Consider the following 19,608-nt stretch of genomic DNA (forward strand, 5'->3'; position numbering starts at 1 on the left):
TCCGACGGCAGGGGAATCCGACGACGGACGTCACGAACGTGGAGGCCGGAGCGGCGGGCGCGACGGTGGCCACCGGTGCTCCGCGGCCGACGAGGATCGGGCCGAGCAGGGAGCCGCCGCCGATCCCGTGGACGCCCCCGGCGATGCCGACGGCCACGGCGAGCGACCTCGTCGCCCGAGGCGATGGCGGGCGGGTGGCGCGGGCCGGCGCCGGGCGCACGGTCCGCAGCCGCAGCCGCAGCCGCAGGCCGAGCGGCAGCAGCAGCGCGGCGATGAGGAGGCGGAAGACCCGTGGGCCCGGAACGGCGAAGACACGGATCACCGTGCCGATGACCAGGCCGGGCACGGTACCCGCGATGAGCAGGCGGGTCAGCGGTCCTCCCGGACGTCCGGCCCGCCAGTGGCGCAGGAGGGCGCCGGGGCCGGCCACGACGTAGTACAGCAGGTTCGTCGGTGTCACCGCCGGGCTCGGCACGCCCAGGACGCTGACCGTTCTCGTGAACATCGATCCGGCCTGATCCAACCGCCTCCCGAAGGAAATGAACAACCGTTGCGGCACCATGCCTGGATGAGGGTCGCGATGTCCGGCGAATCGGATGGTGTGACACGGCTTCGGCGTCGAGAATCGTCGAATGCGTGAAGTGAAGCTGTCCGACGGGGTCGTCACGCTGTCCCCGCTGCGACTGGACGACGTGGAGGCGCACCTCGCGGGGGAGGACGAGCTGCTCGCTCGTCGGCTCAACGGCGGACCCGGGACACGGGAGAGCGTCGAGGCGTACGTCCGGCACTGCCTGGAACAGTGGGAGACCGCCGGGCCGCTCCGCGCTTTCGGCATCCGGGCGGGCACCGCCGAAGTGCTCGCGGGGACGGTCGACTTGCGGTTCGCGGCAGAGGGGCTGACTCCCGGTCAGGTGAACGTCGCCTACGGCCTGTATCCGTCCTGGAGGGGACGTGGTCTGGCTACCCGTGCGGTCCTCTTGGCGTCCCGGTACGCGGCGAATGAGGGGGGAGAGGAGGCGGTGATCCAGGTCGAGCCGGACAATCCCGCATCGGCCGCAGTCGCGCAGCGGGCAGGGTTCAGCCCCGGCAAGCAGACGCGCAGCAAAGACGGCACACGGTTCAACTGGTACATCCGGGAACTACGGCTCACGACCCGGTGACGAGCGGCAGCTACGGGACGACCCGCATGCCTGGTCCTGCGGCCGTGGGGACGCCGGCCGGTGGGCGTCTGGTCTCAGCCCTGTGCCTGGATCTCGGCGTCGGCGACGGCGATGGCGACGCCGAGTGCCGTGGCGATGTTGCCCGCTGCCGTCATGACCCGGGCGGTGCCCACGATGGGCGCGATGGCGACCAGGACGTCCTGAAGCTGGGCTGCGGTCATGCCGGCCTTGAGGGCGGGGTCGATATGGGCCACGTAGGAGATGGGCGGGGCGTCCGAGGCGGCGAGTGCCGCGATGCGCGTGAGCAGAAGCATGTCCGGGGCCAGCCCGCATCGCTCGATCGAGTCGACCGTCATGGCGGCGAGGGTGTCGAGGACGGGGGTGTCGGATGCAGTGGACATGGTGCAGGCCCTCCTGGGTGTGTTTCCGCTGGTGGGGGTCAGGCGGAAGAAACGGACTTCCGCGGAGGTGGGGGTTCCCCTCCACGGTAGAACCGATCCAGGTCTCGCGCATGGGGGTCATGTCCGTCCACGACGACCATCTCGTCGTGGACGTCGTGGACGTCGTGGACGTCGTGGACGTCGTGGACGTCGGCTCGTCGGCTCAGCGCAGGCGGCGCGGCGCGCCGTGCTGCTTCCCGGCGCCTTGTGGCGCGTCCTGCGCCTCGCGCAGGTCGGGGGTGGTGGCGTTCACGGCGTCGTACCAGTTCCCGTAGCGGTCGGCGAAGTACGGTGCCGACATGCCGTGCAGCAGGATGCTGAGGCCGATGGTGGCCGCGACGACTCGGCTCAGCAGTCCGATCCCGGGCACGTGGTCCTCCACCAGGAGGAGTCCGAAGACCACGGAGGCCAGGCCGCGGGGGCCGAACCAGCCGACGTAGGCCACGGTGGGCAGCCGCATTCCGGTGCCGGCCAGAGCGAGGGCCACCGGAAGCATTCTGACCACCGTCAGGCTGAGCACCGCGTACGTGATGATCCGCCAGTCGAGGTGGTCCAGTGTCGGGCCGAGCAGGACCGCGCCGAAGACCAGGAAGCTCAGGGAACCCAGCAGCCCGCCCGCGTACTCGGCCAGGTCAGCGGGCCGCTCCTTGGCTGGTTCCGCGTTCGTCGACTTCCTGTCTGTCGACTTCCCGTCTGTCGGGTTTCCGCCCTCCGGGTCGCCCTTGCGTAGTGCGACGCCGAAGGCGAAGCCTCCCGTCCAGGCGGCGATGAAGCCGCTTCCGTCCGTGGCCGTCGCCACGCTGTACGCGGCGAAGGCCACCGCGAGGACGACCACCTGCTGCCATTCACCCATCACCCAGCTCCGGGCCCGCGCGAGGGTCAACAGCCACCCTCCGACCCATCCGAAGGCCAGCCCCACCGCGGAGCTGACCACCAGGGCCCGCCAGAACACTCCGCCCACGCCCTCCTCGGAGGCGGTCGTGCCGGGGATCGAGGCGAGGAACAGGAGGAAGAACGGCAGCACCAGGCCGTCGTTCAGTCCGCTCTCGACGTTGAGCCCGTGCCGCACGAGAGCCGGGACACGCGGGCTGGAACTGGCGGTCTTGCCGAGCGCCGCGTCCGTGGGGGCGAGAACCGCGCCGAGCAACGCGAACTCCCAGAGGGTCAGGCCGGGAAGCAAGGGCCACGCCAGCAGCCACCCCGTCGCGATGCTCAACGGCAGGCCGATGGTCAGCAGCCGCAGGGGCAGGAAGCCGCCCGTGCGCAGGTCGTGTCGGCGCACGGTCATCGAGTCGGTGAAGAGCATGAGGGCCAGGGCGGCCTCGATCAATGTCAGGATCGGGCCGGCGTCATGGCCCAGGTCGAGAACGTCGAACCCGAGCGGCCCGATGAGCACTCCGAAGCCGGTGAACACCATCGGAGCCGACACCGGCGTCGAGGCCAGGCGGCGCGAGAACAGCGCATAACCGGCGGTGACGGCCGCGACCGCGGCCCCGGTCCAGGCGCTGCCACCACTCATGACGCCCCACTCCTCTTGTCGCAACGCGCAAACGCGCAAACGTGCAACGCGCAACGCCGTGACCGCGCGACGGCAAGCCGGCCGCCCGGCCGTGCGGCAGCCGCGCCGCGAGGACTGCACCTCGTGGGGCAGCAGGGCCGAGCGGGAATCAGTGTGGCGCTTGGTCGGATCCCGGGTACGGCACCGACACGCGGCACCTGTGATCCACGAGGGCCACTGCGGTCCGCGAGGGCCACTGCGGTCCGCGAGGGCCACTGTGATCCACGAGCGCCACTGCGATCCGCGCCGGCCGCTTCGATCACGCGACGGGCTACGCGTCCCCGGCAGGGTTCATGCTCCGTCGGCTTCGGTCACCCGGCGTATCAGGTCCACCCAGGTGTCCTGGAGGCGGGTGACCGGGACTTCGCACCCCATGCGCAGATAGTCCGTCGTCTCGAAGTTCGCGAAGGCGAGCAGGGCGTGCGCGAGCATGTCGCGATCCCCTTCGACGCCGGCCTCGCGCAGGAGAGCCGAGACGTGCCGGTGGAACGCGCGGCCGGTGTCGGAGGCGTGGCGGCGGTCGTGCAGCACCTGGCGTCCCAGCGCCGCGCCCAGGTCCATGTCGGTGGCGATGCGCTCGATCAGCGCACGGCCGAACGCCTCCAGCCGGTCCCGCGCGGACGCGCCCGGTCCCAGCGGCGGAGGACCTTCCGTGTACGCCTCCTCGAACTCGGCCTCGGCCGCACCGAGGAGGGCGAGCAGGAGCCCGTCACGGTCGCCGAACCGGCGGAAGAGCGTGCCCTTTCCCACCCCGGCCGCCTCCGCGACCTCCTGCATGGTCACGTGCCCGGCCCCCCGCTCGGCCACCAGCCGGGCGGCCGCGTCCAGCAGCCGGGCACGGTTGCGCACGGCGTCGGCCCGCTCGGCGGCGGTGCCGTCCGGTTTGTGCATCACGGGGTGAGCTGCTGGTGCCCTATGACCGCGAGCAGTTCCAGCTTGCTGTGGCTTTCCGTGCCGGGGCGCGTGGTCAGCACCACCAGGGTCTGGGCGCGGTTCTCGGTGAACAGGACCTGGCCGTCGACGTCGATGCGGCCGAGGTCGGGGTGGAGGACGGTCTTGCCCTCGTCGTAGCGCTGAGCGACCTCCTGGAGTGCCCACAGGCGGACGAACTCGGGGCTGTGTTCCTGGAGTTCGGCGAGGATCCGGGCGGCCCGGGGGGTGTCGCTGCCGGCCGTGAGCGCGACCCGCAGCCGGGCCGCCTGGGCGCGGCCGTGACGTTCGTGGTCCTCCTCGGGATACACCAGACGCTCGGCGGGGTCCATGAACCAGCGGTAGTAGGCGCTGCGGGCCAGACCGGAGTGCCGGGTCTGGTCGCCGAGGAGGGCGATGGCCAGCGGGTTCATCGCGAGGGTGTCGGCCATGTCGGTCAGCACCAGGGCCGGGGAGTCGTCCAGGCGGTCCAGCACCCGCATCAGCGTCGGGCTGACGTGCTCGGAGCGGTGGAGGCGGGCGGGGGCGTTGTGGCCGATGAGGACGAAGAGGTGGTCGCGCTCGTCCAGGGTCAGCCGCAGCGCCCGGGCGAGGGCGGTGGTGATCTGGACGGAGGGCTGCGGAGCGCGCTGCTGTTCCAGGCGGGCGTAGTAGTCGGTGGACATGCCGGCGAGCTGGGCGACCTCCTCGCGGCGCAGCCCCTGGGTACGCCTGCGCGGCCCCTCGACCAGTCCCACGTCGCGGGGGCGCAGCGTCTCACGCCGGTGGCGCAGGAACTCCGCCACTTCCTTCTTGTCCATGTCGTCCATGGTCGCCGCTTCCCGCCCGGCTATCCAGAGACCGCCGATCCATGGCTGAGCGGTCCTCTCCCGCCTGTGGGAAGGCGCTCCTACGGTCGACGCCGAGGCCGCCTTCCCCGCGACGGCCGTGATCGCCTCCCGGTCCTTACAGGTCAGACGCCGCTGAGGACGGCGAGGACGTTGTCGTAGGTGCCGTTGGCCTCCGCGTCGCGCACGAACCGGGCGCGTTCGACGACGAGTTCCTTGGCGTCGGGCTTCTCCCGCAGGAGGTGGAGGGTCTCGGTGAGGAAGTCGTCGAGCGGCATGGAGTTCTCGTCGTCCTGCTGCCCCAGCAGGGTCGTGCGCACGCCCGGCGGAGCCACCTCGATCACCTGGACACCGGCCGCGGCCTGTGTGAGCTGCACGCGCAGGCTCTCGGAGAAGGAGTGCAGCGCGGCCTTGGTCGCGTTGTACGTGGGGGTGATCGGCAGCGGTACGAACGCCAGCGCGGAGGTGACGTTCATGACGGCCGCGCCGTCCTTGCCGATCAGCAGTGGCAGGAAGGCGTACGTCACCCGGATCGTGCCGAGCAGGTTGACCGTGACGTGGTCCTCGGCGACCGGGAGCGAGGCCGGGTCGAGGAGGTCCTCGCGCAGCATGATGCCGGCGTTGTTGACCAGCACGTTCAGCTCCGGATGGTGCGCCGCCACCGTTTCGGCGGCGCGGGCGATCGACGTGGGGTCCGCGATGTCGAGGACGAGTGCGTCGATGCCCGGGTGCTCGGCCGTGATCTCGTCGAGGAGCTCCTTGCGCCGGCCGGCGACGATCACCTTGTTGCCGGCCTCGTGCAGGCGCAGGGCCAGGCCGAGCCCGATGCCCGAGGTGCCGCCGGTGATCAGGATGGTGTTGCCGGTCATCTTCATGGGGGTCTCTCCTTCGCTGGTCGCGGGCCGGTGAGCCGCCCGCAGCCTCGACCGTAGGAGCGCCCGCTCAGGGGCGGGAGAGGAAGGTTTATCCATGGACCGACGGTCCCTGCCTCATGCGCGCAGGTCAGTCCTGCTGCTTGGCGTCGATCTCGGCGATCAGGGTCTCGATGCGGGTCTTGATCTCGTCGCGGATCGGGCGGACGGCCTCGACGCCCTTGCCGGCCGGGTCCTCCAGGGCCCAGTCGAGGTACGTCTTGCCGGGGAAGATCGGGCACGCGTCGCCGCAGCCCATCGTGATGACGTAGTCGGACGCCTGAACGGCTTCCGTGGTCAGGACCTTCGGCTTCGCTTCGGCGATGTCGACGCCGACTTCCTTCATGGCCTCGACCGCGGCCGGGTTGACCTGGTCGCCCGGGATGGAACCGGCCGAGCGGACCTCGATCCGGTCGCCCGCGAGGTGGGACAGGAATCCGGCGGCCATCTGCGACCGGCCGGCGTTGTGAACGCAGACGAACAGCACGGAGGCGAGCGGGAGCGGGCTGGAGGACATCGGTTCTTCCTTCGTGAGTGGGCCGTGGGATCCGCCTCTTCGGGGCATGAGGCTCCGTGTCGCGCGGGGATGCGGGTCCGATTCCATGGATCACCCCGGACTGGTATCAGTCTAGAGTGATGTGAAAGTATCAGCCCATGATGATGTCAGTCGACGCTGATCTGATGCGGGTTCTCGCGGACCCGATCCGGCTCCGGATCGTCACCCTGCTCGCCAAGGAGACGCTGTGCAGCACGCACCTGATCGAGGAGACGGGGGTCAGGCAGACCAACCTCTCCAACCATCTGAAGGTGCTGCGCGAGGCCGGGGTCGTGGAGACGGAGCCGTGCGGCCGGTTCACCTACTACCGGCTCAAGCCCGATGTCATCTCGTCTCTCGCGGGCCAGTTCGCCGATCTCGCCGAGACGGCGCGCGCCACCGCCGAGAACAACGTCAAGCGGTCCTGCCCCTGACCCGGCGGCCTTCGCCGTCGCCCGCACCGGGAGTCCCGTCGACCGTCACCGAGGAGTTGTGTTGACCGCCACCGAGGAGTCCTGTTGACCGCCACTGATGCCACCGAGAACGACGGGGTCGGGGAGTTCGCCATGGCCTCCGCCGCGACCGGGGGCGGTCCGCGGCCCGCCCCGGGTGCCACCCCGCCCCGCGCGCCGCTGACCGCCAAGGTGACCGCCGAGTTCATCGGCACCGCCCTCCTGGTCGCCGTCGTGGTCGGATCCGGCATCCAGGCCACCGAGCTGACCCGCGATGTCGGTGTGCAGCTGCTGGCCAACTCGATCGCCACGGTCTTCGGCCTCGGCATCCTGATCCTGCTGCTGGGCCCGGTCTCGGGCGCCCACTTCAACCCCGTGGTCACGCTGGCCGAGTGGTGGACGGCGCGGCGCGGCGGCGAAGACGGAGGCGACGGCGTCACGGCCCGCGAGGTCGCCGTCTACGTCCCCGCGCAGATCGCCGGCGCAGTCGCCGGGGCGATCCTGGCCGACGCGATGTTCGGCAAGCCCCTGGTGGAGTGGTCCACCCACGACCGCTCGGCCGGGAACCTCCTGTTGGGCGAGGTGGTGGCCACCGCCGGCCTGGTCCTGCTGATCTTCGGCCTGGCCCGCACCGACCGACTTCGCTTCGCACCCGTCGCGGTCGCCTCGTACATCGGCGCCGCGTACTGGTTCACCTCGTCCACGTCCTTCGCCAACCCGGCGGTGACCGTCGGCCGCACCTTCTCCGACACCTTTGCGGGCATCGCGCCCGGCTCGATCGCGGGCTTCGTGGGCGCGCAACTCGTCGGCGGTGTGGTCGGCTTGGCCCTGGTGGCGCTCGTCTTCCGCGCGGGTCGAACGACTCAGCCCGGGGATCCCAGCATCTGCCCCATGGCAGCCACCACCGACGGCTCCACCTTGTAGTACACCCACGTGCCGCGCCGCTCGGAGGTGAGCAGGCCGGCCGCCTTGAGCTTCTTCAGGTGGTGGGAAACGGTGGGCTGAGAGACCCCGACGTCGGAGATGTCGCACACGCACGCCTCCCCGCCCTCGTGCGAGGCGACCAGCGAGAACAGTCGAAGTCGCACCGGGTCGCCGAGCGCCTTGAACATCGCGGCGGTCCGTTCGGCCTCCTCGGCCGTCAGCGGGCGCTCGGTCAGCGGCGGGCAGCATGGCACGACGCTCTCGGCAACGTCCGGGGCCGACAGCGGCAACGCCTTGATGTTCGACATACGCCTATGTTGACACACGTCGAACCAGGCAGGTGGGGGCAGGCGGGGTCGCCTCGGCGGCACGAAGGGCGCCCGGTCGCCGGCGTGCTCGTTTCGATAAATGTCTATGTTGACGCTTATCGATACAGATGCCATGCTGGGCCTCGCGCAAGCCATCGACAGATGTCGAAACAAGGTTCGAAACAAGTGTCGAGGCAAGTGTCGGAACAAGTGTCGGAACAAGTGTCGGAACAAGCGAGGAGTCGCCGTGAACGCGCCTGCCCCCACCGAGCTGCCCGTCGTCGTGGTCGGAGCCGGTCCCGTCGGTCTTGCCGCCGCCGCTCACCTCGTCGGCGAGGGCCTGGAGCCCCTGGTCCTGGAGGCCGGGGCGGTCGCGGGAGCGGCGGTGCGGGAGTGGTCGCACGTGAAGCTGTTCTCGACCTGGGGAGAGGTGGTCGACCCGGCCGCCGAGAAGCTGCTTGCGCCGACCGGTTGGACCAGGCCCGACCCGGCGACCTACCCGTCCGGCGGCGACTGGGCGGCCCGGTACCTGGAGCCCCTCGCCGCGGCCCTCGGCGGGCGGGTCCGCTTCGGCGCGACCGTGACCGGCGTTTCGCGGAGCGGTCGCGATCGCATCGTCGACGCCGACCGCGAGACCCGGCCCTTCGTCGTGCACGTCGAGTACGCCGACGGCCGCGAGGAGCGGATCTTCGCCCGCGCGGTGATCGACGCGTCCGGCACGTGGAGCACGCCCTCCCCGGCCGGTGCCGACGGGCTTCCCGCGCTCGGTGAGAAGGCGGCCGCCGACCGCATCACGTACCGGGTCCCCGACCTGAACGACCCCGCCGTCCGGGCCCGCCACGCGGGCAGGCGCACCGCGGTCGTGGGCTCCGGGGCGTCCGCCTTCACCGCACTCGCCTACCTGGCCGACCTCGCCAAGACCGACGACGGCAAGGCCACGAAGGCGGTCTGGGTCCTGCGCCGCGGCATCTCCGGTGCCACCTTCGGCGGCGGCTCGGCCGACCGGCTTCCCGCCCGCGGCGCTCTGGGCCTGGCCGCGAAGGCCGCGGTGGACGACGGCTACGCCGACGCGGTCACGGGCTTCCGCACCGAGGCCATCGAGGCCGTCGAGGCCGTCGAGCGCGACGGCGGTGGGCGCGACGGCGGTGGGCGGCTGGTCCTGGTCGCCGAGGACGGCCGACGGCTGGAGCCGGTGGACGAGGTGATCGTGCTGACCGGGTTCCGCCCCGACCTGTCCTTCCTGTCCGAGGTCCGCCTCGACCTGGACGAGCGCCTCCAGGCCCCGGCCGCGCTGGCGCCGCTGATCGACCCCAACCAGCACTCGTGCGGCACCGTCCCCCCGCACGGCCACCACGAACTCTCCCACCCCGAACAGGGCGTCTATCTGGTCGGCATGAAGTCCTACGGCCGCGCCCCGACGTTCCTGGCGATGACCGGCTACGAGCAGGTCCGCTCCGTCGCCGCCGCGATCGCCGGTGACCTGGAATCCGCCGACCGCGTCGAACTCGCCCTCCCGGAGACCGGCGTATGCGGCGGCGCCGGGCTGTTCGACGCCCCCGAGGCCGACCAGGACGCAGGAGGCTGCTGCTCGCCCGCGCCCGCTCTCGTCCACGGGACTGCAGAGGCTGGGGTGCCAGAGAGCACTACGGAGGCGACCGGCCGCAGGAGTTCCGGGCCTATCTCCGCGCCGTGACCAACGTCGGCATCTCCCTGGGCGCGCTCGGAGCGGGGTGGGTCGTACAGGTGGGCACCCTCACCGCCTATCAACTCATGGCCGTCGGCAACGCGATCGCCTTCGTGGTCTCCGCGGCGCTCCTGATCCTGCTCCCTCCGGTCGCGCCGGTCGCGGCCGTCGGCGGCCCGCGCTGGATCGCCCTCCGAGACCGCCCTTACCTGCTGCTCACCGTCCTCGACGGCGTCATGGCCATCCAGTTCAAGGTGCTCACCGTCGCCATCCCGCTCTGGCTGGTCGGTGCCACCACAGCCCCGCACTGGCTCATCTCGGGCACCATGCTCACCGGGACCGTCATCGTCGTCGCCTTCCAGATGCGAGCCAGCCGCAGCATCGATTCCCCCACGGCGGGCGGCCGCGCCTACCGCCGGGCGGGAGTCGCCTTTCTCATCGCCTGCTCGCTGATCTCCCTGTCCGCGGGGATACCCGCATGGGCTGCCGCAACCCTGCTCATCGCCGCCGTGGTGATCCACACGGTCGGCGAACTCTGGCATGCCGCCGCCGGCTTCGAGGTGTCCTTCGCGCTCGCCCCGAAGCACGTCACCGGCCAGTACCTGGGTGTGTTCGGCCTGGGCGCCGGACTGGCCGAGGCCCTTGGACCAGGTCTGCTCATCGCGCTGTGCATCACCTGGGGCCGCCCCGGCTGGTACGTCGTCGGAGCCATGTTCGCCCTGACCGGCCTGGCGGCACCGCTGGCCGTCCGCCGGGCAGAGCACCACGCTCGGACTCGAACCGTCCGAGGAGGGCAACCAGTCCGACCAGCCCGACCAGTCCAACCCGCCGACCAGTCCGACCAGTCCACTTTGTCGTGACTGGCTCTGTCCTGGCCGTGCGGGCGCCCGTTGGGATGGACGCGGTTCCGCCGCAGCCGCTGCTGAAAGGTCCTCGATAGCGATGACGATGACGATGAGGATGCCGCGCGCACGCTCGTTCGTGCAGGTCGACGTGTTTTTCACGAGCCCCTATTCCGGCAATCCGGTCGCGGTCGTCCTGGACGGGACGGATCTGAGCGACGAGGAGATGCAGCGCCTGGCGCGGTGGACGAATCTGTCCGAGACCACGTTCGTGCTGCCCGCCACCGTCCCGGAGGCGGACTACCGGCTGCGGATCTTCACTCCGCAGGGTGAGCTGCCGTTCGCCGGGCATCCCACCCTCGGTTCCGCGCGCGCCTGGCTGGACGGTGGCGGAATGCCGCAGCACGACGACCACATCGTGCAGGAGTGCGCCGCCGGCCTGGTCACCGTGCGCCGCGGCGAGGACGTTCTGTCCTTCGCCGCCCCTCCTCGGGTGCGCGACGGCGCGCTCGACGACGCGTATCTGAACCGGATCGTGGCCGCGTTCGGCATCACGCGCGACCGTGTCCTCGCCCACCAGTGGGTCGACAACGGACCCGGCTGGGCCGTGGTCCGGTTGTCCGCGGCCGAGGAGGTCCTCGCCCTCGAACCCGATCTCTCCCTCATCCCGGACGCGATGGTCGGCGCGATCGGGGCCTACCCCGACGGGTCCCCGCACCACTTCGAGATGCGCACCTTCGCCCCCGGCGTCGGCGTGCCCGAGGACCCCGCGTGCGGCAGCATGAACGCCGGCGTCGGGCAGTGGCTCACCGCCACCGGCGCCGCACCCTCCGCCTACCGGGTCTCCCAGGGCGCGAGAGTGGGCCGGGCCGCGAGCATCGGGGTCACCGCCGACACGGACGGCACCGTCTGGGTCAGCGGCGCCGCCGCCGTCTGCATCCGCGGCGCCATCACTCTCTGACCGCGCCGCCGCCCACGCCCTCGGGAGTGAGCGTCTTCATGATGACGTAGCTGGTCACCGGCGCCACGCTCGGCCCGATCGACGCCTGGCTGCTGCTGCGCGGCATACGCACCCTGCCGCTGCCGCTGCGGGTGCCCCGGCACAACGCCAACGGCCAGGCGCTCGCGGAGGCGTTGAGCGCGCATCCGCCGGTGGCGAAGGTGCACTGTCCCGGCCTGCCGACCCACCCGCAGCAACGTTCGTGCACGCCAACGGGATCAGCGACGAAGAGCTGCGGATGCTCGCCGACGCGGGCAGCTCGGTGTCGATCAGCCCGGACGTCGAGCTGAAGATGGGGTTCGGATCGCCGATGACCGGCCGGGCACCGGCCGCCGGTCTGCGCCCGACGCTGTCCGTCGACGACGTCCCGTCGGTCGGCGGCGACATGTTCTCCACGATGCGTACCGCCTTCGCCGTGCAGCGCGGCCTGGACGGTGGCCTGCGCTCCCGGGACCTGCTGGCCTTCGCCACCGTCGTCAGCGCCGGCCATCCCGGCCTGGTGGACACCGTCCTCGTGGCCGGGCGCGTGGCCAAACGCGACGGGGTGCTGGTGGGCGTGGACCTGCCGGCGCTGCGAACCCGACTGCTCGCATCACGCGACCGGATCGCGGCGGCCGCCGGCGTTCAGCTCGACGGCGCGTGGCGCCTCGTCCCGTGATTCCCTCACCGCCGGGCGGGCTCGTCGCCCTCGCGGTAGAGCACCAGGTGCTCATGGAAGAGAACGCCGTCGCGGACGTCGCCGGTGGCGGTGAAGCCGGTGTCGTCCACGTAGTCGAGGTGGTTGCCGGTGACGGTGTAGCTGCCGGTGTAGGCGCTGCGACGGTTGCCGCGGGCTTCGTCATAGCGGCCGTCGGGCAGTAGTTCCTGGCGGATGAACCCGTCCGCGGTCACCCACATGCCGACGTACGGGTGCGGGGCGCGGGGTGTGTCGTTGCTGGTCATGGCTCCACGATCGCCCCGGCGGCCGGGGCGAACCAGGCCGCCGTCCCCCCAGGTGAGGGCTTCCTGGGTGCCGGACACCTGGGATAACGGCGGCCTGGTTCCGACTCCGCCGCGCGACGAACCTGGTGGTCGGGCAGCCGCTTGTAGCTGCCGAAGACTCGCCTCGGACCTGCACCGGCGCTCATTTCGCGCAGCGGGGAATCCGAGAGGCGACCCCACCGAGGAGCGCGCACATGAGCATCACCGACACCGACACCGAGACCCACACCCACACCGCAGGCTGGAACCCCGAGGCCCTCGACGAGATCCTCGCGAACGACGAGGGCCGGCCCGTCCTGTTCACCAACGCCCGCATCCTGACCATGGACCCGCTGATCGGGACCATGACCGGCGCCGACCTCCTGTTCGTCGGCTCCCTGCTCGTGGGCGTCGGCCCGGGCATCATCACCGCCGCGGGGGACGACAACGCCATCGTCGTCGACTGCACCGGGACGACCATCGCCCCCGCCGTCGTCGACACCGTCGCCCTGGCCGGCGGCCGCGGCCGTCGCTCGGAGTACGTCGCGACGCTGACCCCGGGCAACGTCCCCGACTTCCTGGTGGTGCCCGACGAGCTCGCCGCCGACGCGCCGAGCGCCGTCGCCGCGCTCATGACTGCGCCGAAGCAGGTCCGCGCGCTCGTCGCGGCCGGCCGGCCGGTCCGGTGGGCCGGCGCGGACGTCCCCGGCCGGGCCACCGCTCCCGAGGCGGGCATCCCCGCCGCCGACGACCTGACCGGCAGCCCGCGCGTCGGCGTCTGGATCGACCGGAACGACTTCCTGCACCAGGAGCTCACCGCCGACGGCCGCTACGACGAGACCCGGGGCGGACGCCCGCACGCCTACCAGGGCCGCTACTGGATCGACGGCGACCGCATCGACTACCTGGACGACCTCGGCTTCTGGGCCTACGGAGAGTTCCGGGACGACGAACTGCACCACGCGGGCTACGTCATGAAGCTCGGCTGACCTTCGCTCCGTCGCACAGCCCGCCCTCTCCCTCGCCCCGCCCCTTCTGCGTACGGAAAGAAGACCCCTCATGAACGTCAACGACACCACCAGCGCCGCCGTGCTCGAAGAGCTGCGGCGCCGGCCCGCCGACCGGCGGCGCGTCCTGTTCACCGGCGCGACCATCGTCACCATGGATCCCGCTCTCGGCGTCATCGACGGCGGCGACCTCCTCGTCGAGGGCGACACGATCACCGCCGTCGGCCGCGACCTCGACGCGGGCGATGCCGTGGTCGTCGACGCGACCGGCGCGATCCTCGCCCCCGGCTTCGTCGACACCCACCGGCACGCCTGGGAGGCCCAGCTGCGCCGGATCATGCCGGACGTCGACGACCTCGGCGGCTACGTCATGGCCACCCTGGCCGGCTACGCCACGGTCTACCGGCCCCAGGACATGTACATCGGCACCCGACTGGCCGCCCTGACCGCGATCGACAGCGGCATCACGACCATGCTCGACTTCTCCCACAACTCCCGCACCCGCGAGCACTCCGACGCCGCCGTCGAGGCCCTCGTCGACACCGGCATACGCGGCGTGCACGCCTCCATGGGCCCGCACTTCGGCACCTGGGACCGGCAGTGGCCCGGCGACCTGACCCGCCTCAAGGACCGGTACTTCAGCAGCGACGACCAGCTGCTCACCCTGCGCCTGGCCACCCTGGCCACCGACGAGATCGCCGGACCGGCACTCGCGTACGGCCCCGAACTCGCCCGCGTCGCAAAGGACTTGGGCATCGGGGTGAGCGTGGACGCCGTCTTCGGCGCCTCCGGCTCCGAGGCGGTCCTGCGCTGGGCCAAGGACGGCGTCCTCGGCCCCGACGTCACCCTCATCCACTCCACCGGACTGACCCCCGAGGCATGGAAGGCGATGGGGGAGACCGGCACCACGGTCGCCCTCGCCCCGACCTCCGACGCGCAGATCGGCCTGGAGACCGCGATCCCCGCCGTCGACGAGGCCCTCGCCGTCGGCATCCGCCCCGGACTGAGCATCGACGTCGAAGTCGCCCTGGCCAGCGACATGTTCACCCAGATGCGGGCCCTGCACGCCATCCAGCGGATGCGCGCGGTCAACGCCGCCTACGGCACCGACCGACAGCCCTCCCGCATCACCACCCACGACGTCCTCGACTTCGCCACCCTCCAGGGCGCCCGCACCAACGGCCTGGCCGGCGTCACCGGTTCACTCACCCCGGGCAAGAAGGCCGACCTGCTGGTCGTCCGGGCCGAGGACCTCAACAACATGCCGCTCAACGACCCGACCGGCACGATCGTGCTGGGCTCCGACGCCCGCAACATCAGCGCCGTCCTCATCAACGGCGAGCCCCGCAAGTGGGACGGCCGCGTCCTCGACGTCGATCTGGCGGCCCTGCGCGGCGAGGTGCACGCCTCGCGCGAGTACGTGCTGAACACCCCGGCTGCATGAGGGTTCGCCCTCGATCCATGGTCCCCGGCCGTGCCTTCCACTCCACGGCCGGGGACACCTCTTTGGAGTTCCCATGCCTCACCCCGTCACATACCTGCGGCACTCGGCGGCCACGTCCGACACCCCCGACCGGACCCCCTCCTGGGCCCCCGCAGCCCCGACCATCGCCCTGCCCGCCCTCCGCCACCGCCACGCCGACTGACTCCGGGGCCCTCCCGAGGGGCCGCCACGACCCGCACATCCGATGTCCGGGCCTGCCGGCGTTTGCCGGTGTCGCCGTCCCGCGTTCCCGTCTCTACCAACGCGTGATGGCGGGGGAGGAACAGCCGGACGCTGTTCCTCCCCCGCCATGACGGGTCGGACTTCAGATGGCCTGGGCGGTGGGCATGATCGTGATCTCGGTGAGGTTGACGTGGCGCGGGACGGCGGCCATGAACGCGACGGTCTCCGCGATGTCGGCGGACTGCAGACAGTCGATGTCGTGGATGAGGTCGGCCATCAGCTTGGAGGCGTCCGGGTCGGTGACGTGGTCGGGCAGTTCCGTCTCGACCATGCCGGGCTCGATGGTGGCCACGCGGACCATCTTCGGGCCGAGTTCGACGCGCAGCAGCCGGGTGAGGTGGCTGATGTACGCCTTGGTGCCGGAGTAGACGGAGAACTTCTCCAGGATGCGGGTGGCCGCGATGGACGAGGTGTTGATCAGGTCGGCGGGCCTGCCCTGGGCGGCGGACTCCGTCAGGTGGGGGAGGAACCCGGCGATCACGTTCATCAGACCGCCGATGTTGAGGTCGATCTGGCGCTGCCAGTCGTCGACCTTGAGCTCCTCGATGCCGGAGATGAGCTGGACCCCGGCGTTGTTGAACACGAGGTCGGCCTTGCCGAAGCGGGCGGCGACCTGGTCGGCGGCGCTCTGGACGGCGGCGCGGTCGGTGACGTCGACGGCCAGGGCGAGCGCCGTGCCGCCGGCGGCCTCCACGGCTTTGACGACGCCGTCCAGCTTGTCCTTGCGGCGGGCCAGCACGACCACGGTGGCGCCGAGTTCGGCGAGACGCTGGGCGGTGACGGCGCCCATACCGCTGGAGGCGCCGGAGACGACGGCGACCCGGCCGGCGAGCGGGGTACCGGTGAGCAGAGCAGCAGACATCGCAAAACCTCAATCTCTTCGATCGGAAGGCTCAGGGGGTGGGGAGAGCCGGGGTGGCGCCGCAGCCCGGCCGGCCAGGCCGTCCTGCCCGGCCGGACTGCGGGAGAGAGCAGTGGGCGCACGGAGGCGCCGGCGCCCGACGGGATGTCAGGCGGCGTCCTCGTGGCCGGTGGCGGCGGACTTCTCGCGCCACGGCGCGAGGTCGTCCTGCACCTGCCGGTACTTGACGTCCAGCCGCTCCAGGGTGTCGCGCCCCAGGTAGAGGTGGGTGGGCAGCTTCTCCGTGGAGGCGACCTCGACGATGAGCGCGGCACCCTTGACAGGGTCGCCGAGCTGGGCGTGGTTGGCCCGGTCGATCCAGTCCAGCGTCACGTGCGCGGGGGTGTCGTCGTAGTCGGCGATGCGGTCCGCGGCCACCGACAGGGAGCTGGCGTCGAGGAAGTCGGTGCGGAAGACGCCCGGTTCGACGACCATCGACTGGATCCCGAACGGCGCCATCTCGACGGAGAGCGCCTCACTGATGCCGGCGACGGCGAACTTCGACGCGCAGTACAGGCTGACACCGGGCTCGCCCTCGAAACCGGAGCGGGAGCCGATGTGCACCAGCCGGCCCGAGCCCTGCTTGCGCATGACGGGCAGCACGGCGCGGGTGACGTTGATCAGCCCGAACACGTTGAGGTCGAACAGCGACCGGGCCTCCGCGTCGGTGATCTCCTCCAGCGCGCCGAGCAGACCGCGCCCGGCGTTGTTGACCAGCACGTCGATGCCGCCGAACCGCTCCACGGCGGCCTCGACCGCCTGCGGGATGCTGTCGTTGTCCGTGACGTCCAGGGCGACCGCGAAGACCTGATCGGAATTCTTCAGATCGTCCGGCACACGTTCCGGGTTCCGTACGGCGACCACGACATTGTTACCCCCTGCCAGAGCGGCGCGGGCGATTTCCGCACCGATTCCACGGGAGGCGCCGGTGACAAACCACGTAGCCATGGGAAAACCTCTTTCGTCTTTTTCGGATCCCGTTTCGGGGATTTCCTGTTGACGAATTCGAGTCTGCCCGTCGGCCGCGGTGCCATGAAGGCCGCGCTTTTCCTGGGAGTCCCACACCTAGGAAAGGCGGGGTACTTCGGGTGCGTCGAGGGAGCCCAGCAGGGCCAGTGCGTCGGCGGAGGGGGAGCCCGGCTCCGCCTGCAGGACGATGAGCTGCTGTCCGGGGACGCTGCGGATGTTGAGGGCCTCGTGCCGCAACTCCAGGTCTCCCACGACGGAGTGGTACACCTGCTTGACGTCGTACGGCGGGACCCGGGTGTACTCGCGTGCCCACAGGGAGCGGAACTCGCCGCTGCGCACCGACAGTTCGCCGACGAGCTCCAGGATGCGGGGATCCTGCGGAGTGTCGGCGGCCGTCTGCCGGAGGTCGGCGACCGCGCGATGCCGGGCCCGCTCGGGGCTCCGGTAGAAGGACTTCGCCGCGGGGTCCAGGAAAAGCATGCGGAGCACGTTGTCGTGCTGCGCGAAGTCACGGTAGAGGGCGTCGGCCAAGGCGTTGGTGGCCAGCAGGTCCTGGGCGTGGCCGATGATGAAGGCGGGCGTCCTGGTCCAGCTCTCGATCAGCTGCCGCAGGTGCGGGCGGACCCGCTCGACCCGGGAGGGGGACTTCGTGCGGCGGGCCGTCGGCCGGGCCAGCCGGAACAGCTTCCCCTTGTCCTCGTCCCCGAGTTGCAGCGCGCGGGCAAGGGCCTCCAGCACCCGGGGCGAGGGGCCGAGTTCACGGCCCTGCTCGAGTCGGCTGTAGTAGCTCAGGCTGACACCCGAGAGTGTCGCGACCTCGTCACGCCGCAGGCCGGGCACCTTTCGCCGGCCCGCGGTGGGCAATCCTGCCGCGGCAGGGCTGAGGCGTTCTCTGCGGGAGCGGAGGAACTGGCCCAGCCCTCCAACCGGGTCAGGGTGCGTGTAGTTGTCCATGCTGCCAAGGTAGGCGGAAAACGCCGGGAGGATTCAGGCCGACGGTGGGTGCGTTACACCCAGGAATACGGGTCCCCGGCGGATGGCTACCCTTCGTGAATGCCGCGCTACGTGGTGCCATAGTGCGTGACCGGCAGTTCTCAGCGGCTGAAAAGCATCTACGCTTGCCGCATGAGCAATGGGACGCCTTTGGGTGATTTCCTCCGAGCCCGCCGAGAAGCCCTGAAGCCACACGACGTCGGTCTGCCCGAACACGGGCGACGCCGGGTTCCCGGACTGCGCAGAGAGGAAGTCGCGCTGCTCGCCGGAGTCAGCTCCGACTACTACATCAGGCTGGAACAGGGACGCGAGAACAGCCCGTCGTCACAGGTCCTGGAGGCGGTGGCGCAGGCGCTGAAGCTGGACGCGGAAGCCACCGACCATCTCAACCGTCTCTGCCTCACCGCCTCGCAACGCCCGCGCGACCGGGGTGCGACGGACGTCAGCGGGCAGTTGTTGCAGCTGATGGACGGATGGGACCACACTCCGGCCTTCGTCCTCGGCCCGGCCCTCGACATCATGGCGGGCAACTCCCTCGCCACGGCCCTCCACAGCGGGTTCGAGGAGTTCGACAACCTCGCCCGCATGGTGTTCGTCGACCCCGCCGGGCGCGAGTTCTACCAGGAATGGGAGCGCGCCGCGCACTCCTGTGTCGCCGAGATCAGGGCCGCTTACGGCCACGACCCCGATTCGGCCCGCATCGCCGAGGTGGTGGCGGAACTGTCCGGCGAGAGCGAGGAGTTCGCCGAGATCTGGCAGCTGCACGACGTGAAGAGCAAGTCCCAGGAGGGCAAGCACCTCAAGCACCCTCAGGTCGGGGACCTGCACATCAAATTCGCGGCTTTCACGGTCAACGGGGCCCCGCACCAGCAACTGGTGGTCTACCAAGCCGAACCGGCCGGCCCGACGGCAGCCGCCTTCGAAACGCTGAGGGCCCTGGCCACCCAGCCCCAGCAGACCCGGGCAGCCGCACCCGTGGCAGATCTCGCCGGCGACGAGCAGTAGGGGCAGTACCTCCTGGAGGCGAAGCGCCCTATTCTGCTGTTGGTTCGGACCGATTCAACGGGCTGCAACGAAGTGGGCATCGTGGCATATGTGATCGAGGTTCCGATCGACGGCGGCGAATCCATTCGGGTCGAGGTGTCGGAGGAGACCGACGGCATCGTCCGGGTCGCACGGCCCGGGCAGGTGGCGGCAGTCGCCCAGGAGAGCCTCCAGCGGTCCCTCGACAGGATCCGTCCCGTCGCCGCCGCGGTGTGGGAGAGACTGCGGGATCTTCCGCAGACCCCGGACCGGGTGAGCGTCGAGTTCGGCATCAAATTGTCGGCGGAGGCGGGAGTGATCGTCGCCCGCGGGGCCACGGAGGCCAACTTCGTGGTGACGCTGGAGTGGAGTCGTGACCCCGGGGACGAATGACCTCGGCCACGAGGAGAGGGTCCCCTTCCCTCGTTGTCCGTACGCGCGCATCATGGGTGGCACGG

At 70.9% G+C, this 19,608-nt stretch carries 24 protein-coding genes and 1 pseudogene; 13 read left to right on the forward strand and 12 right to left on the reverse strand.

All coding sequences use genetic code 11. The features are described from left to right. Positions 1-16: 16 nt before the first annotated feature. Positions 17-505, reverse strand: a pseudogene (locus ACWD4O_RS13320) (TSUP family transporter); the annotation flags it as partial. Positions 506-632: 127 nt separating this feature from the next. Here ACWD4O_RS13320 and ACWD4O_RS13325 point away from each other — a divergent pair. Continuing rightward, complete coding sequence (locus ACWD4O_RS13325; RefSeq protein ID WP_451279800.1) at positions 633-1,160, forward strand: GNAT family N-acetyltransferase; 528 nt, start codon at positions 633-635, stop codon at positions 1,158-1,160. A 74-nt stretch (positions 1,161-1,234) separates the two neighbouring features. Here ACWD4O_RS13325 and ACWD4O_RS13330 read toward each other — a convergent pair whose 3' ends face one another. The 6 genes from ACWD4O_RS13330 to ACWD4O_RS13355 form a co-directional block, all read right to left on the reverse strand. Next, positions 1,235-1,561 carry a carboxymuconolactone decarboxylase family protein gene (locus ACWD4O_RS13330; RefSeq protein WP_451279801.1) on the reverse strand — a complete coding sequence of 109 codons (327 nt, stop codon included), beginning with the start codon at positions 1,559-1,561 and terminating at the stop codon, positions 1,235-1,237. Positions 1,562-1,763: 202 nt separating this feature from the next. Then, positions 1,764-3,119, reverse strand: a complete 1,356-nt coding sequence (locus ACWD4O_RS13335) for a cation:proton antiporter (protein WP_451279802.1) — start codon at positions 3,117-3,119, stop codon at positions 1,764-1,766. Between the two features lie 330 nt (positions 3,120-3,449). Next, positions 3,450-4,049, reverse strand: a complete 600-nt coding sequence (locus ACWD4O_RS13340) for a TetR/AcrR family transcriptional regulator (protein WP_451279977.1) — start codon at positions 4,047-4,049, stop codon at positions 3,450-3,452. Beyond that, positions 4,049-4,888: a helix-turn-helix transcriptional regulator gene (locus tag ACWD4O_RS13345; RefSeq protein WP_451279803.1), complete on the reverse strand. Its 840-nt coding sequence runs from the start codon at positions 4,886-4,888 to the stop codon at positions 4,049-4,051. Before ACWD4O_RS13345 ends, ACWD4O_RS13340 begins: the two co-directional genes overlap by 1 nt. Positions 4,889-5,040: 152 nt before the next feature. Then, positions 5,041-5,790, reverse strand: coding sequence for an SDR family oxidoreductase (locus ACWD4O_RS13350; RefSeq protein WP_451279804.1), 750 nt, complete (start codon positions 5,788-5,790; stop codon positions 5,041-5,043). 127 nt (positions 5,791-5,917) lie between these two features. Beyond that, on the reverse strand, positions 5,918-6,343 hold the full coding sequence (locus ACWD4O_RS13355) for an arsenate reductase ArsC (RefSeq protein WP_451279805.1): 426 nt from the start codon (positions 6,341-6,343) through the stop codon (positions 5,918-5,920). A gap of 137 nt (positions 6,344-6,480) precedes the next feature. On the opposite strand from ACWD4O_RS13355, the gene ACWD4O_RS13360 reads away from it, so the two are divergent. Both ACWD4O_RS13360 and ACWD4O_RS13365 read left to right on the forward strand, forming a co-directional pair. Then, positions 6,481-6,795 (forward strand): ArsR/SmtB family transcription factor, encoded by a 315-nt coding sequence (locus ACWD4O_RS13360; protein ID WP_451279806.1) that lies wholly within the window; start codon positions 6,481-6,483, stop codon positions 6,793-6,795. A 132-nt stretch (positions 6,796-6,927) separates the two neighbouring features. Then, entirely contained in the window at positions 6,928-7,737 is an 810-nt protein-coding gene (locus ACWD4O_RS13365; RefSeq protein ID WP_451279978.1) for an aquaporin, read from the forward strand. Here the strand turns inward: ACWD4O_RS13365 and ACWD4O_RS13370 are convergent. Then, complete coding sequence (locus tag ACWD4O_RS13370; protein WP_451279807.1) at positions 7,677-8,045, reverse strand: ArsR/SmtB family transcription factor; 369 nt, start codon at positions 8,043-8,045, stop codon at positions 7,677-7,679. The genes ACWD4O_RS13365 and ACWD4O_RS13370 overlap by 61 nt on opposite strands. Before the next feature lie 247 nt (positions 8,046-8,292). On the opposite strand from ACWD4O_RS13370, the gene ACWD4O_RS13375 reads away from it, so the two are divergent. From ACWD4O_RS13375 to ACWD4O_RS13395, 5 genes are all read left to right on the forward strand, one after another. Further along, the gene (locus ACWD4O_RS13375) at positions 8,293-9,738 is read left to right on the forward strand and encodes an NAD(P)-binding domain-containing protein (RefSeq protein WP_451279808.1); all 1,446 of its coding nucleotides are present in this window, start codon (positions 8,293-8,295) and stop codon (positions 9,736-9,738) included. Next, positions 9,735-10,589, forward strand: a complete 855-nt coding sequence (locus ACWD4O_RS13380; RefSeq protein WP_451279809.1) for a hypothetical protein — start codon at positions 9,735-9,737, stop codon at positions 10,587-10,589. The genes ACWD4O_RS13375 and ACWD4O_RS13380 overlap by 4 nt, the downstream gene beginning before the upstream one ends. Before the next feature lie 82 nt (positions 10,590-10,671). Next, positions 10,672-11,532, forward strand: a complete 861-nt coding sequence (locus ACWD4O_RS13385; protein WP_451279810.1) for a PhzF family phenazine biosynthesis protein — start codon at positions 10,672-10,674, stop codon at positions 11,530-11,532. A gap of 113 nt (positions 11,533-11,645) precedes the next feature. Further along, complete coding sequence (locus ACWD4O_RS13390; RefSeq protein ID WP_451279979.1) at positions 11,646-11,861, forward strand: PLP-dependent transferase; 216 nt, start codon at positions 11,646-11,648, stop codon at positions 11,859-11,861. Further along, positions 11,774-12,229, forward strand: a complete 456-nt coding sequence (locus ACWD4O_RS13395) for a hypothetical protein (RefSeq protein ID WP_451279811.1) — start codon at positions 11,774-11,776, stop codon at positions 12,227-12,229. The genes ACWD4O_RS13390 and ACWD4O_RS13395 overlap by 88 nt, the downstream gene beginning before the upstream one ends. A 5-nt stretch (positions 12,230-12,234) precedes the next feature. Here ACWD4O_RS13395 and ACWD4O_RS13400 read toward each other — a convergent pair whose 3' ends face one another. Beyond that, positions 12,235-12,513, reverse strand: coding sequence for an Atu4866 domain-containing protein (locus ACWD4O_RS13400; RefSeq protein ID WP_451279812.1), 279 nt, complete (start codon positions 12,511-12,513; stop codon positions 12,235-12,237). A gap of 233 nt (positions 12,514-12,746) precedes the next feature. Here ACWD4O_RS13400 and ACWD4O_RS13405 point away from each other — a divergent pair, with 233 nt between their 5' ends. The 3 genes from ACWD4O_RS13405 to ACWD4O_RS13415 all read left to right on the forward strand — a co-directional run bounded on the left by ACWD4O_RS13405 (position 12,747) and on the right by ACWD4O_RS13415 (position 15,184). Next, positions 12,747-13,520, forward strand: a complete 774-nt coding sequence (locus ACWD4O_RS13405) for an Atu4866 domain-containing protein (protein ID WP_451279813.1) — start codon at positions 12,747-12,749, stop codon at positions 13,518-13,520. A gap of 70 nt (positions 13,521-13,590) precedes the next feature. Then, entirely contained in the window at positions 13,591-14,982 is a 1,392-nt protein-coding gene (locus ACWD4O_RS13410; protein WP_451279814.1) for an amidohydrolase family protein, read from the forward strand. Positions 14,983-15,055: 73 nt separating this feature from the next. Then, positions 15,056-15,184 carry a hypothetical protein gene (locus ACWD4O_RS13415; RefSeq protein WP_451279815.1) on the forward strand — a complete coding sequence of 43 codons (129 nt, stop codon included), beginning with the start codon at positions 15,056-15,058 and terminating at the stop codon, positions 15,182-15,184. Positions 15,185-15,346: 162 nt separating this feature from the next. On the opposite strand, the gene ACWD4O_RS13420 is transcribed toward ACWD4O_RS13415, so the two are convergent. The 3 genes from ACWD4O_RS13420 to ACWD4O_RS13430 all read right to left on the reverse strand — a co-directional run bounded on the left by ACWD4O_RS13420 (position 15,347) and on the right by ACWD4O_RS13430 (position 18,088). Further along, positions 15,347-16,126 carry an SDR family oxidoreductase gene (locus tag ACWD4O_RS13420; protein WP_451279816.1) on the reverse strand — a complete coding sequence of 260 codons (780 nt, stop codon included), beginning with the start codon at positions 16,124-16,126 and terminating at the stop codon, positions 15,347-15,349. A gap of 147 nt (positions 16,127-16,273) precedes the next feature. Beyond that, positions 16,274-17,113: an SDR family NAD(P)-dependent oxidoreductase gene (locus tag ACWD4O_RS13425; protein WP_451279817.1), complete on the reverse strand. Its 840-nt coding sequence runs from the start codon at positions 17,111-17,113 to the stop codon at positions 16,274-16,276. Between the two features lie 117 nt (positions 17,114-17,230). Continuing rightward, positions 17,231-18,088 carry a helix-turn-helix transcriptional regulator gene (locus ACWD4O_RS13430; protein WP_451279818.1) on the reverse strand — a complete coding sequence of 286 codons (858 nt, stop codon included), beginning with the start codon at positions 18,086-18,088 and terminating at the stop codon, positions 17,231-17,233. A gap of 171 nt (positions 18,089-18,259) precedes the next feature. Here ACWD4O_RS13430 and ACWD4O_RS13435 point away from each other — a divergent pair, with 171 nt between their 5' ends. Together ACWD4O_RS13435 and ACWD4O_RS13440 are read left to right on the forward strand one after the other, a co-directional pair. Continuing rightward, on the forward strand, positions 18,260-19,132 hold the full coding sequence (locus tag ACWD4O_RS13435) for a helix-turn-helix transcriptional regulator (RefSeq protein ID WP_451279819.1): 873 nt from the start codon (positions 18,260-18,262) through the stop codon (positions 19,130-19,132). 90 nt (positions 19,133-19,222) lie between these two features. Beyond that, a complete protein-coding gene (locus tag ACWD4O_RS13440) occupies positions 19,223-19,543 on the forward strand; it encodes a CU044_2847 family protein (RefSeq protein WP_451279820.1) in 321 nt (106 codons plus the stop codon). Positions 19,544-19,608 lie beyond the last annotated feature (65 nt).

The organism is Streptomyces sp. NPDC002623 (assembly GCF_053592635.1).